Here is a 12,875-nt window from a genome sequence, read left to right as displayed (position 1 = left end):
CCCGGTCGGCGACGGTCAGCCCCGGGGGCGGCCCGCCCGGACCTCCCGGTCGACGGCCCACGCGTCCGCCACCGGGCCCAGGTGCCGCAGCTTGTCGGGGTTGATCACCGTGCGGATCGTCCGGACGCGGCCGTCGAGGATGTCCAGGGCCAGGGTGTGCAGGACCCTGCCGTCACGGTCGCGGAAGACCGCGCCCGGCTGGCCGTTCAGCTCGTGCGGCTCGAAGGTCACCTCGGCGCGGGCCATCCGGGGGAAGACCGAGCCGAGCAGCCGGGCCACGTTCTGCGCGCCGGTGATCGCCCTGGCGAGCTGCGGTGCCTTGCCGCCGCCGTCACCGACCATGGACACGTCGGCGGCGAGAAGCCCCCGGAGTCCGGCCATGTCGCCCTCGCGGAGGGCGTCGAAGAAGCGGGACGCCAGCTCCTCGCGTTCCGCGCGGTCCGCCGCGAAGCGGGGGCGGCCCGCCGCCATGTGGCGCCGGGCCCGGGAAGCGAGCTGGCGGCAGGCCTGCTCGGAGCGGCCCACCGCCGACGCGACCTCGGGGAAGCCGAAGTCGAAGACCTCCCTCAGGACGAACACCGCGCGCTCCAGTGGGCTGAGCCGCTCCAGGAGCAGCAGCGCCGCCATCGACACCGAGTCGGCCAGTTCCGCCGCCCGCGCGGGATCGTCGTAGGGGTCGTCGAGGAGTGGTTCGGGCAGCCAGTCCCCGACGTACTGCTCGCGGCGGACCCGCGCCGAGCGCAGTACGTCGATCGCGATCCGGGTCACCGTGGTCGAGAGGTAGGCCTTCACGGACCTGGGCTCGGTCGGGGTGGCCTCGTAACGCAGCCAGGTCTCCTGGACCGCGTCCTCGGCCTCGCCGACGCTGCCGAGGATCCGGTAGGCGATCGAGAACAGCAGCGGTTGCAGCGCCTGGAACTCCTCGGTCCTGCTCATCACGGTTCCTCGGTCGTCGTGGGTCAGCCGGTGAAGGACTCGGGGCCGAAGCGGCCCCACGCGATGAACACCGCGAGGGCCAGATACGCCAGGTTCAGTGCGACGAGCCCCGACTCGCCCCGGCGGCCGTGCGTGATCATCGCACCGGCCATCAGCAGGACCCAGCAGACGGCGGTCACGGGGACGAGAACCGGTGCGATGTCGAGCGCGGCGGTCAGGACCAGGCCCGCCGCGGCCAGGATCTCGAGGATGCCGAGCAGCTTGACGAAGGCCGGGCCGACGTCTCCCGTCCACCCTCCGCCGTGCGCCGCGGCCAGCTTCTCCCGGGGCACGAAGGTCTTGGTGACACCACCGGTCAGGGCCACGGCGGCCAGCAGTCCTGCGGCGATCCACAGCGCGAGGTTCATCGTCCACTCCTTGGTCGAGGCGTGCCTTCACCTCTCGGGACGAGACAGCCTCCGCCGCTGTGACACGGCCGGTGTCAGGGGGTGCGCAGGCTCACGAAGACGGCTCGGGCACGGGTGCCGTCCGGTGCGTCCCAGACCCCGGAGACCTGGCCGGTCGCGCCCTCGGGGGCGGTGGGCCGCGGGCGCCGGTGCAGGCGGACGGCCGTGCCGTCCGGGAGGGCGAACCCGGTGCCGTCCTGGTCCTCGGTGACCTCGACGGGGCCCTCGGGGACAGGGAGACCGGAGACCGTGCAGGCGTGGGTGATCTCGTGGTCGGGGGTGTCGCTGATGCTCTGGGCCATCGCCTGGGCGCGGCCCTCGAACAGGGCCAGGAGTTCGGTGCGCAGTACCGGGTCGTGGAAGCCGTCGTAGGCCCAGCGGGGGCCCAGTACGCCGTGTTCCATGGTGCCGACGAGGGCGTGGTCGGCGCCGGGGAGCGGGGCGGCGCGGTAGGTGAGGGGGCCAGATAGGCGACGGGTTCGGGGCCTGAGGAGTCGACGGCCACCATGAACTCGATGCCGACCTCGCCCTCCGGGTCGTCCAGCCGGAAGCCGCCGGCCTTGGCCAACTCCGGTGTGCCGGTGCCGGTGTACCACGGACGGGTGGGCAGCCAGGCGGTGAGCAGTTCCAGCTTGGTGGGCTCGAGGGTGGTGTTGTGGATGATCGCCATGCGGCGGATTCTGTCAGCCGACCGCGGGGGAACTCATCCGTTTTGAGGGCGAGGCCGACGCTCAGTTGTCGCTGTCCGCGGGGCTCTCCGACTCGTCCGAGGGGTTCTCCGGTGCGTCCGAGGGTGTCTCCGGTTTTGTGTGCAGGACCTCGCGGGCCTGGTCCGCGGCGCGGGTGATGCTCTCGGAGACGAAGTCGAGGAAGCGGGCGATGTTCTCCAGGCGGGTGGCGGCCGGGGTGCCCGGGCCGAGGACCCCCACACCCTGCCGGGCGGTCTCGGCGAGCATGATGGTGCCGCGGGCGCTGGCGATCATGGACTGGTACCAGACGTCGTCGTCGGCGACATAGCGCTCACGGCGCCGGTCGTCGCGTTCCCGGCGGACCAGGCCCTGGTTCTCCAGGTAGCTGATGGCCTTGGAGATGGAGGCCGGGCTGACCTGGAGGCGCTGGACGAGCTCGGCGGCCGTCAGGCTGCCGGTGTCGCTGGTGTAGAGGCAGGTCAGCACCCTCGACATCATCTTGGGCGCGCCCGTCTGCATGAGGACGGTGGTGAACGTCTCCTCGTACTCGCGCACCGCCTCGGGGTCGCGCCCGTGGGCCTGCTGGGGGGCCTGCGGCCCGCGGGGTGCCGCCTGCCGCCGGCGGTGGGCGCGGCGTTCGGTGGCGCGGTGGGCGAGGTCGGCGCGGTAGGCGGTGGGACCGCCGTTGCGCATGACCTCGCGGGTGATGGTCGAGGTGGGGCGATCGAGGCGGCGGGCGATCTCCGCGTAGGCGAGGCCGTCGGCCACTCCCAGGGCGATCTCCTGGCGTTCCTGCTGGGTGAGCCTGCCTCCCGGCATCGCGGTCTCCTTCGTGGTTCCTGGTGTCCGCAGCATAGCGTTCACTGCCACTCTATTGCAACGAGCGCATGGCGGGCGTTGCGTTACTTTCAGAATCGTTGCAATGAAATTGCTGCTCTAACCTGCGGTGATTAGGGACGTGCGCAACAAGTGCGTTGCCTAATCCGTGAACGCAACGTAGCTTTTCGTTCATCGGAAACAGCGACGAGTGCAGGAGCACCTCATGCAGAAGTTCGACACCACCACCCCCGTCACCACCGTCATCGACCTCCCCGCCGGACGCCTCCAGGTCATCGCCGCCGACCGCGCCGACACCACCGTCGAGATCCGGCCCACCGACCCCGCCAGGAAGCGCGACACCAAGGCCGCCGAACAGTTCGAGGTCGACCACCGCGACGGCGTCCTGCGGATCAGCGCCCCGGCCGCCAGGAACCAGTACTTCGGCCCCTCCGGCTCCGTCGAGATCACGGTTCAACTGCCCGCCGGCTCCCACGTCCGGGCCAAGGCCGCCGCCGCCGAGTTCCGGGCCGTGGGGCGCCTCGGTGACATCGCCTTCGAAGGCGCCCACGGCCCGGTCAAGATCGACGAGGCCGCGAGCCTGCGCCTGACCGCGGCCGACGGCCACATCACCGTCGGCCGGCTGACCGGATCCGGCGAGATCAGCACCCAGCGCGGCGACATCACCGTCAACGAGGCCGTCACCGGCGAGGTCGTCCTCAGCACCCAGTCGGGCGACATCACCGTCGGCGCCTCGGCCTCGGCCTCACTGGACGCCGGCACCTCCTACGGCCGCGTCCACAACACCCTCAAGAACGCCGAAGGCGCCGAGGCCGGCCTCACCATCCGCGCCACGACCTCCCAGGGCGACATCACCGCCCGCAGCCTCTGACCCGCAGCCCCCACAAGGAGCATTCACCATGACCGACCTGGCCATCGCCACGAACGGACTGCGCAAGTCCTACGGGGACAAGACCGTCCTCGACGGCATCGACATCCGGGTGCCGACGGGCACGATCTTCTCCCTGCTCGGGCCGAACGGGGCGGGCAAGACGACCGCCGTGAAGATTCTGTCCACGCTGATCGGTGCCGACGGCGGTCGGGCCCAGGTCGCGGGACACGATCTGGCAGGCGATCCGCAGGCCGTGCGGGCCGCGATCGGGGTCACCGGCCAGTTCTCCGCGGTGGACGGGCTGATCACCGGCGAGGAGAACATGCTCCTGATGGCGGACCTGCACCACCTGCCCAAGAGCGAGGGGCGTCGGGTGGCGGCCGAACTGCTGGAGCGCTTCGACCTGACGGACGCGGCGAAGAAGCCGGCCTCCACCTACTCCGGCGGGATGAAGCGCCGTCTGGACATCGCCATGACGCTGGTGGGCGGTCCGCGGATCATCTTCCTCGACGAGCCGACCACCGGCCTGGACCCGCGGGCCCGCCACAACATGTGGCAGATCATCCGCGAGCTGGTCTCCGACGGGGTGACCGTCTTCCTGACCACCCAGTACCTGGAGGAGGCGGACGAACTCGCGGACCGTATCGCGGTGCTGAACGACGGCAGGATCGTCGCCGAGGGCAGCGCCGAGGAACTGAAGCGGCTCATCCCCGGCGGTCATGTCCGGCTCCGCTTCACCGACCCGGCCGCCTACCGCAGCGCCGCCTCCGCCCTGGGCGAGGCCGTCGGCGACGACGAGGCGCTCACCCTCCAACTCCCCAGCGACGGCAGCCAACGCGAACTGCGCACCGTACTGGACCGGCTCGACACCGCCGGTATCGAGGCCGACGAACTGTCCCTGCACACCCCCGATCTGGACGACGTGTTCTTCGCCCTGACCGGGACCGACCAGCCCAAGGAGACCGTCCGATGAGCACCTCTCCGGCCCCCGCCCGCCCGTCACGGCTCTCCCTCGCCGTGCGCGACTCGTCCACGATGCTGCGCCGCAACCTCCTGCACGCCCGGCGCTACCCCTCGCTGACCCTGAACCTGCTGCTCACACCGATCATGCTGTTGCTGCTCTTCGTCTACGTCTTCGGCGGCACCATGAGCGCGGGCATCGGCGGCGGCGACCGCTCCGACTACATCGCCTATCTCGTCCCCGGCCTGCTCCTGATGACCATCGGCTCCACCACGATCGGCACGGCCGTCTCCGTCTCCAACGACATGACCGAGGGCATCATCGCCCGCTTCCGCACCATGGCGATCCACCGCGGTTCGGTGCTGGTCGGGCACGTCGTCGGCAGCGTGCTCCAGTCCGTCATCAGCGTGGTCCTCGTCGGCGCGGTCGGCGTGGCCATCGGCTTCCGCTCCACCGACGCCACCGCCCTGGAATGGCTCGCGGCCTTCGGACTGCTCGTGCTCTTCGCCACGGCGCTCACCTGGATCGCGGTCGGCATGGGCCTGATCAGCCCCAACGCCGAGGCCGCCAGCAACAACGCGATGCCGCTGATCTTCCTGCCGCTCATCTCCAGCGCGTTCGTGCCGGTCGACGCGATGCCGGGCTGGTTCCAGCCGATCGCCGAGTACCAGCCCTTCACCCCGGCCATCGAGACCCTGCGCGGTCTGCTCCTCGGCACGGAGATCGGCGCCAACGGCTGGCTCGCCGTCGCCTGGTGCCTCGGCCTCGCGGTACTCGGCTACCGCTGGTCGACCGCGAAGTTCAACGCAGACCCGAAGTGACCGGCAGGGTGCGGGGCGCGGGCCAACTCCCGCGCCCCGCATGCAGGTTGAGCGGTCCGGCGCCGACCAAGAACAGTTCATCCCCTGCCCATGAAACGGCAACGCCCGTCCATGAAAGGGCAATCCGAAGGGAAAGGGATCGGTTCGGACGTACGTTCCCCTGCGTGAACTCTGATCACGAACCCCACACAACCGCGCGGCGCGCCCTCCTGCGCGCCGCGCTCACCGGTACCGCGGCCCTCGGCACCGGCCTCGCCGCAGGCGTCCCGGCCGCCGTCGCCGCGCCCTCGATGCCCGCCGCGCCTGCTCCGCGCAAGCGGCCCACCACCGCCGAGGAGGCCCTGCACGAGCTGGCCGAGGGCAACCGGCGCTGGCGCGCCTACCGCGAGCGGCACCCCGACGAGACACCCGCCGTCCGGCAGTCGCTGACGACCGCTCAGCACCCCTTCGCCCTGGTGCTCGGCTGCATCGACTCCCGGGTGGCGCCGGAACTGGTCTTCGACCAGGGCCTCGGAGATCTGATGACCGTGCGCACCGCGGGCCAGGTACTCGACGAGGCCGTGCTCGGCAGCCTCGCCTACGGGGTGCTCGAACTGGGGATCCCGCTGCTGATGGTGCTCGGCCACCAGTCGTGCGGGGCCGTGAAGGCGACGGTCCAGGCGGACGAGTCGGGTGCCCGACTACCCGCCCACATCCAGTACCTGGCCGATCAGATCAGTCCGGCGATCGACCGTACGAAGTCCGGGGACGCCCGCGTCGACTCGACGGTCGACGCCAACATACGGCTCGTGCGGGCACGGCTCGCGGCGGAACCCGATCTCGCCGCCAAGGTCGACTCGGGCGAACTGGCCGTGGTGGGCGCCCGCTACGAGCTGACCACCCAGCGGGTGCACCGCCTCGGCTGAGCCGTCGGGAGGGGCCGGCCCCTCAGCCGGCCTCGTAGGGCTCGCCCAGGTCCCACGCCTGGTGCATGGCCGCCGCGAAGGCCGCCGCGATCTTGTGCTCGCCGCTCGCGTTCGGGTGGGTGCCGTCGTAGGTGTCGTGGTTGATGTCGTACGACGACGGAGGCGAGGCGGGCAGCAGGGGGGAGCGGGGCTCGTCCAGGTCCGCGATCGCCTTGGCCAGAAGCTCGTTGAAGCGGGTGACCTCCGCGGCGAAGGGAGGGTCCGACTCGGCCCGGACGTTCGGGATCACCGGGAGGACGGCCATGCGGATCCGGGGGTTCGCCCGGCGGGCCTCGGCGACGAAGGCACGGACGTTCTCGGAGGTCTGTTCCGCGTTCGTGTAGAAGCCCAGGTCGATCAGGCCGAGCGACACCAGGAGCACATCCGCCCGGTGTGCGCGCACGGCGTCGCCGATCAACGGGGCCATGTGCAGCCAGCCCTCGCCCCAGCCGGCCAGGTGGGCCCGGGGGAAGTCGGGATCGGCGTACTCGTACGACGTCGGGGCGTCGGCCGCCTTGTCGTACAGCGTCTCGCGCGGGCCCACGAGGGCGAAGGGCCCGCCGTAGGTGCCTCGCAGGTGCTGCCACATCCGGTACCGCCAGGTGTGCTCACCCGCGCTCCCGATCGTCATCGAATCGCCGACCGGCATGAATCTGAGCATCCGCTCATGATGGATCATCGACGGCCACGGTGGCATGTGAGCCCGACCACGCCGACGCCGACGCCCACGACCACGGCCGCGCTGCCGGGCATCAGCCGCCGGTGCCTCCCCCGCGACGGTGCTCTCGGGGCGGCGCTCGCGCCCGCGCCCCCGCGGTCCGGCCTCTTACCCCTCGCGTCCGCGCCTCTTGGGGTCCGGCCTGCCACCGCGCCCCCCGGGTCCGGCCTCGCACCCTCGCGTCCGCGCCCCCGCCTCCCACCGCGCCCCCGACCCGGCCCCTCCACCCACGCCCGACGCAGCCTCCCCCCTCCCCCTCCCCGCCCCTTCGATCGCCCGCCGGGATGGCAGGCTTGGGGCATGCGTCGACGCCTTGGTCTGATCGTCGGGATCCTGCTCATGGGCGGCCTCGGCCTGCCCGCCGCCGCCGTGCCCGCCTCCGCTGCCGGCGGGGACGGGAAGGGGGACGAGGGGTTCACCATCAGCGACCCCCGGATCACCGAGTCCAGCGGGCTCGCCGCCTCGCGGCGGCACCCCGGCATCTACTGGACCCACAACGACCAGGACACCGGCGCCTACCTGTACGCCGTCGACAGCGCCACCGGCAGGACCGTCGCCCGGATCACCATGACCGGCGTGGGCACCCCGCGGGACGTCGAGGCCATCTCCATGGGGCCCGACAACCAGATCTGGGTCGGCGACATCGGTGACAACGACGGGGTCACCTGGCCCTACGTGTGGATCTACAAGCTGCCCGAACCGAAGGAACTGAAGGACCAGTCCGTCAAGGCCACCCAGTACGTCGTGAAGTACACCGACGGCTCGCGCGACGCCGAGTCGATGGTCGTCCATCCCAGGACCGGACGCGTCTACATCATCGACAAGCAGGAAAACGGCGGGCATCTCTACGCGGGCCCCGCCACCCTCTCCCCCAAGGGCACGAACGTCTTCAAGCCCGTCAAGGCCGTCGACCTGTGGGCCACCGACGCCGCCTTCTCACCCGACGGCGAACGGCTCGTCGTACGCGGCTACTTCGGCGGCATCTGGTACGACTGGAACGGCGGCGACCTCGAGAAGAAGGGGCGGATCAGCGTGCCCCTCGGGCAGGGCGAGTCTGTCTCCTACTCCCCGGACGGAACCAAGATCCTGCTCGGCATGGAGGGCGCCGACAGCGAGGTGGAGGCACAGGACGCGCCCGGTGGCGGCGGGTCCGACTCGCCCTCCGGGAGCGGGAGTTCCGCGGCCTCCGGAAGCGACGGCGGCGGGAACTCCGACGGCACCATCAAGATCGGCGCCCTCGCCCTGGGAGCTGTCGCCGCCCTCTTCGGTCTCCGCCGGCTATTCCGCCGTTCCTGAGCCCTCGCGCCGGCCGGACACGAACACCTCCAGGCCGTCCAGGATCCGCTGCAGCCCGAACTCGAAGTGGTCGAACGCCGGGCTCCAGGTGTCCTCGGCGACGGACTCGAGAACGGGGTAGCGGCCGGTGGTCATGACCTTCTCGAGGAACGGGGCCTGGGCGGCGAAGAAGTCGGCGGTCGTCATGCCCGTCGTCCGCTCCGCCTCCCGCTGGTAGACCTGCGTGCGCGCGGCCCCGACGACGTACCCGTCGACCATGATGACCGCCGACACCAGCTCCGGATCGGTCAGCCCCATCGGGCGGATCCGGCCGAGGATCTTCTCCATGCCGTCCAGCGCGCTCGGGCCGAGCAGCGGCCGGGCCTGGTTGACGCCGAGCAGCCAGGGGTGGCGGGTGTAGAGAGCGAGCGTGGCGCGGGCCATGGCCTCCAGGGCGGCACGCCAGGTGCCGTCGCCGAGGTCGGCCGGGTTCTCGGACGGGCGCTGGACGCGGTCGAGCATCAGGTCGAGCAGCTCGGCCTTGCCGGGGACGTACCGGTACAGCGACATCGCGCCGGTGCCGAGCTCGGTGGCGATCCGCCGCATCGAGACCGCGCCCAACCCCTCCTCGTCCGCGATCCGGACGGCTGCTTCCACGATCCGGTCCAGCGTCAGACCGGGCTTCGGGCCCCGGCTGGGCCGCGGTCCGCCGTCCCACAGCAGTTCGAGCGTGCGGACGATGTCCCCGGCGCCACTGGTTTCCCCGCTGCTCGTCATGGGGGCAGCTTAGTTCCGGCAAAAAACTGAGTACAGTGTACGCGTAATCGGGTACGGTGTACTCAGTTGAGAAGGAGAAGGGGGACCCCATGACCGACGACGGGTACGCCGTCCACGCCGAGGGCCTGCAGAAGCGCTACGGCGAGAAGCACGCCCTCGACGGCTTCGACCTCGCCGTCCGCGAGGGCACCGTGCACGGCCTGCTCGGGCCGAACGGCGCGGGCAAGACCACGGCGGTCCGCATCCTGTCCACGCTGATCCGGCTGGACGGCGGCCGGGCCACCGTCGCGGGGCTGGACGTGGTCCGGCAGGCGCACGAGGTGCGCTCGAGGATCGGCCTCACCGGCCAGTACGCCGCCGTGGACGAGGTCCTGACCGGCCGGCAGAACCTGGAGATGTTCGGGCGGCTGTTCCACCTCGGCGGAAAGCGGGCCAAGCGGCGGGCCGCCGAGCTGCTGGAGCAGTTCGACCTCACCGACGCCGCCGACAAGGGCGTGGGCAAGTACAGCGGCGGCATGCGGCGCCGCCTCGACCTCGCCGCGTCCATGATCCTCGCGCCCGCCGTGCTCTTCCTCGACGAGCCGACCACGGGCCTGGACCCCCGCAGCCGCGGCGAGGTCTGGGAGTCGGTGCGGGCGTTGGTGGCGAGCGGCACCACCGTGCTGCTGACCACGCAGTACCTGGAGGAGGCCGACAAACTCGCCTCCCGCATCACCGTCATCGATCAGGGCCGGGCCATCGCCGACGACACACCGGACGGACTCAAGGACCGGGTCGGCGGTGACCGTATCGAGGTCGTGGTCGCCGAACGGTCGGAGATCCCGCGCGTGGTGAAGGTCGTCTCCCGGGTCAGTGACGGCGAACCCGAGTCGGAGGAAGGGGAGTTGCGGGTGCACGCTCCCGTCGTCGACCGCGTCTCGGCGCTCACCGAGGTGGCCCGCACCCTCCAGGACGAGGGGGTGAGGGTCGAGGACATCGGACTGCGCAGGCCGAGCCTCGACGACGTGTTCCTGCGCCTGACCGGACACCGCACGGAGAAGGAGTCAGCGGCATGAGCACACCGGAGGCCGTCCACGGCCGCACCTACTGGGTCCTCGCCGACGTCTGGAACATCGTCCGCCGCGGACTCACCCACTACCAGCGCCAACCCGTCAACATCGCCTGGCAGCTGGGCTTCCCCATCCTCTCCGTCCTGCTCTACGGCTATGTCTTCGGCAGCGCCATGCAGGTGCCCGGCGGCGGGGACTACAAGGACTTCCTGATGCCGGGCATGTTCGTGATGACGATGGCCTTCGGCTTCATCAACACCGCGACCCTGGTGGTGTACGACGCCACGAAGGGCGTGATCGACCGGTTCCGCTCGATGCCGATGGCCTCGGCCGCGGTCGTCGCGGGGCGCGGGGTGACCGATCTCCTCGTCGCCTGCGCCGAGCTGGCCATCATGATGCTCACCGCGGTGGCGATGGGCTGGCGTCCGGACGGCGGGTTCGGTTTCCTCGCCGCCTTCGGGCTGCTGCTGTGGCTCAGGTTCGCGCTGATCTGGATCGGAGTGTGGCTGGGGCTCATGGTCCCCAACCCGGAGGCGGCGGGCGGGCTGTTCGCGGTCGCCTTCCCGCTCACGATGATCTCCAGCATCTTCGTCGCGCCCCAGCTGATGCCCGACTGGCTCGGCGCGGTGGCCGCGTGGAACCCGATCTCCTCGACGGCGGCGGCCACCCGTGATCTGTTCGGGACGCCGGTGGGCGGCGGGGACTCCTGGGTCGAGCAGCATGCGCTGCTCATGGCCGGGGTGTGGCCGGTGGTGCTCACGGCGGTGTTCCTGCCGCTGGCGGTGCGGAGGTTCCAGAAGCTCAGTAGGTGACGTCCAGCGTCTTGACGTGTCCATGTGACCTGACTTCCATGGGAGGTGCAGGGTGGTGGGAGCGCTCCCACCGTTCCGGGCCCGCGCCTCCCGAGAGGAAGCAGCGAACATGTTCCGCAGCTTGCGAAGAGTGCTGTGCGCGGTGGCGGCGGCGCTCCTGTTGCCGCTGGGTGCCGCCGGTCTCCAACCGGCCCACGCCGCGGAGTCGGCCGGCGCCGGCTACTGGCACACCAGCGGCCGCCAGATCCTGGACGCGTCCGGGCAGCCGGTCCGCATCGCCGGGATCAACTGGTTCGGCTTCGAGACCGGCAACAACGTGGTCCACGGCCTCTGGTCCCGCGACTACAAGTCCATGATCGACCAGATGAAGTCGCTCGGCTACAACACGATCCGCATCCCGTTCAGCGACGACATCTTCAAGTCGGGCACCGTCCCCAACAGCATCGACTTCTCCGGCGGCAAGAACGCCGGCCTCCAGGGCCTCAACTCCCTCGGCGTCCTGGACAGGATCGTCTCGTACGCCGGCCAGGACGGTCTCAAGGTCATTCTCGACCGGCACCGCCCGGACTCCGGCGGCCAGTCGGCGCTCTGGTACACCGCCGCGGTCCCGGAGTCGACGTGGATCGCCAACCTCAAGGCCCTGGCGACGCGTTACAAGGGTCAGGACACGGTCGTGGGCATCGACCTGCACAACGAACCGCACGATCCGGCCTGTTGGGGCTGCGGGGACACCGCCACGGACTGGCGCCTCGCCGCCCAGCGGGCCGGGAACGCGGTGCTGGGCATCAACCCCGACCTGCTGATCTTCGTCGAGGGCGTGCAGACCTTCAACGGCGTCTCCGGCTGGTGGGGCGGCAACCTGATGGGTGTCGCGCAGTACCCGGTGCAGCTGAACGTGGCCAACCGGGTCGTCTACTCCGCCCACGACTACGCGACCAGCGTGGCCCAGCAGAGCTGGTTCAGCGATCCCTCGTTCCCCGCCAACATGCCGGGGATCTGGGACAAGTACTGGGGCTACATCTTCAAGCAGAACATCGCGCCGGTGTGGGTGGGCGAGTTCGGCACCACCCTCCAGTCGACCGTGGACCAGAAGTGGCTGGCCGCGCTGGTCTCGTATCTGCGGCCGACCTCGACCTACGGCGCCGACGCCTTCCACTGGACCTTCTGGTCGTGGAACCCCAACTCCGGTGACACGGGAGGCATCCTGAAGGACGACTGGCAGACCGTGGACACCGTGAAGGACGGGTACCTGGCGAGCGTCAAGGCGCCGGGCTTCCCGGGCTCGGGCGGCGGGGGCGACCCCGGTGACCCGGGTGGCGGCACGGCGGCCTGCACCGCCTCCTACTCGGTCAGCAGCGACTGGGGGAGCGGCTTCAACGCCGAGGTCAAGGTCACCAACTCCGGCTCCACCGCGCTGAGTTCCTGGAAGGTGACCTGGACCTGGCCGGGCGCGCAGAAGGTCACCTCCATGTGGAACGCGTCGTACACCCAGAGCGGATCCACCGTGACCGCCACGAACGCCTCGCACAACGGGGCGGTCGCCGTGGGCGGTTCGGCGAGCTTCGGGTTCGGGGGCGCGCCCGGGGGCGGGGGTGTGCCGAGTGTGAGCTGCACGGCTGCGTGAGGGCGGATGGGCGCCGTGTGACGGAGGTGCTTGGTGTGTGCCAAGCGCCTCCGGATCAAAGGAGTTTCAAATCTTTCGCTCAGAGGTTTCTCATCCGAAGATTTCTTCGACAGGA

The 12,875-nt window shown here is 70.7% G+C and carries 13 protein-coding genes and 1 pseudogene; 8 read left to right on the top strand and 6 right to left on the bottom strand.

Going from position 1 to position 12,875, the window contains the following annotated elements:
* Positions 1-15 precede the first annotated feature (15 nt).
* From IOD14_RS41415 to IOD14_RS41400, 4 genes and pseudogenes are all read right to left on the bottom strand, one after another.
* Positions 16-936: an RNA polymerase sigma-70 factor gene (locus tag IOD14_RS41415; RefSeq protein ID WP_212672956.1), complete on the bottom strand. Its 921-nt coding sequence runs from the start codon at positions 934-936 to the stop codon at positions 16-18.
* A 23-nt stretch (positions 937-959) separates the two neighbouring features.
* On the bottom strand, positions 960-1,343 hold the full coding sequence (locus tag IOD14_RS41410; RefSeq protein ID WP_123990034.1) for a DoxX family protein: 384 nt from the start codon (positions 1,341-1,343) through the stop codon (positions 960-962).
* A 74-nt stretch (positions 1,344-1,417) separates the two neighbouring features.
* Positions 1,418-2,052: pseudogene (locus IOD14_RS41405) on the bottom strand (1,4-alpha-glucan branching protein).
* Positions 2,053-2,113: 61 nt separating this feature from the next.
* Entirely contained in the window at positions 2,114-2,890 is a 777-nt protein-coding gene (locus tag IOD14_RS41400; RefSeq protein WP_123990032.1) for a helix-turn-helix domain-containing protein, read from the bottom strand.
* A gap of 223 nt (positions 2,891-3,113) precedes the next feature.
* Between IOD14_RS41400 and IOD14_RS41395 the strand changes: the two genes are divergently transcribed.
* From IOD14_RS41395 to IOD14_RS41380, 4 genes are all read left to right on the top strand, one after another.
* On the top strand, positions 3,114-3,779 hold the full coding sequence (locus IOD14_RS41395; RefSeq protein WP_123990031.1) for a DUF4097 family beta strand repeat-containing protein: 666 nt from the start codon (positions 3,114-3,116) through the stop codon (positions 3,777-3,779).
* A 28-nt stretch (positions 3,780-3,807) separates the two neighbouring features.
* Positions 3,808-4,752: an ATP-binding cassette domain-containing protein gene (locus IOD14_RS41390; protein WP_123990030.1), complete on the top strand. Its 945-nt coding sequence runs from the start codon at positions 3,808-3,810 to the stop codon at positions 4,750-4,752.
* Complete coding sequence (locus IOD14_RS41385) at positions 4,749-5,561, top strand: ABC transporter permease (protein ID WP_212672955.1); 813 nt, start codon at positions 4,749-4,751, stop codon at positions 5,559-5,561. Before IOD14_RS41390 ends, IOD14_RS41385 begins: the two co-directional genes overlap by 4 nt.
* A gap of 164 nt (positions 5,562-5,725) precedes the next feature.
* Entirely contained in the window at positions 5,726-6,466 is a 741-nt protein-coding gene (locus IOD14_RS41380; RefSeq protein ID WP_249126196.1) for a carbonic anhydrase, read from the top strand.
* Between the two features lie 22 nt (positions 6,467-6,488).
* Here IOD14_RS41380 and IOD14_RS41375 read toward each other — a convergent pair whose 3' ends face one another.
* Complete coding sequence (locus IOD14_RS41375; protein WP_123990028.1) at positions 6,489-7,166, bottom strand: GDSL-type esterase/lipase family protein; 678 nt, start codon at positions 7,164-7,166, stop codon at positions 6,489-6,491.
* A gap of 357 nt (positions 7,167-7,523) precedes the next feature.
* Between IOD14_RS41375 and IOD14_RS41370 the strand changes: the two genes are divergently transcribed.
* Complete coding sequence (locus tag IOD14_RS41370; protein ID WP_212672954.1) at positions 7,524-8,519, top strand: WD40 repeat domain-containing protein; 996 nt, start codon at positions 7,524-7,526, stop codon at positions 8,517-8,519.
* Here the strand turns inward: IOD14_RS41370 and IOD14_RS41365 are convergent.
* On the bottom strand, positions 8,502-9,275 hold the full coding sequence (locus IOD14_RS41365; RefSeq protein WP_212672953.1) for a TetR/AcrR family transcriptional regulator: 774 nt from the start codon (positions 9,273-9,275) through the stop codon (positions 8,502-8,504). The genes IOD14_RS41370 and IOD14_RS41365 overlap by 18 nt on opposite strands.
* 89 nt (positions 9,276-9,364) lie before the next feature.
* Between IOD14_RS41365 and IOD14_RS41360 the strand changes: the two genes are divergently transcribed.
* From IOD14_RS41360 to IOD14_RS41350, 3 genes are all read left to right on the top strand, one after another.
* Positions 9,365-10,330, top strand: a complete 966-nt coding sequence (locus tag IOD14_RS41360) for an ATP-binding cassette domain-containing protein (protein ID WP_123990025.1) — start codon at positions 9,365-9,367, stop codon at positions 10,328-10,330.
* Entirely contained in the window at positions 10,327-11,136 is an 810-nt protein-coding gene (locus IOD14_RS41355; protein WP_123990024.1) for an ABC transporter permease, read from the top strand. The genes IOD14_RS41360 and IOD14_RS41355 overlap by 4 nt, the downstream gene beginning before the upstream one ends.
* 109 nt (positions 11,137-11,245) lie before the next feature.
* Positions 11,246-12,760 carry a cellulase family glycosylhydrolase gene (locus IOD14_RS41350; protein WP_123990023.1) on the top strand — a complete coding sequence of 505 codons (1,515 nt, stop codon included), beginning with the start codon at positions 11,246-11,248 and terminating at the stop codon, positions 12,758-12,760.
* The last annotated feature ends 115 nt before the right edge of the window (positions 12,761-12,875 follow it).

It is taken from the genome of Streptomyces sp. A2-16 (assembly GCF_018128905.1).
Lineage (GTDB): Bacteria > Actinomycetota > Actinomycetes > Streptomycetales > Streptomycetaceae > Streptomyces.
Note: the sequence above shows the minus strand (reverse complement) of the source record. Positions and strands in the feature narration are given on the sequence as shown.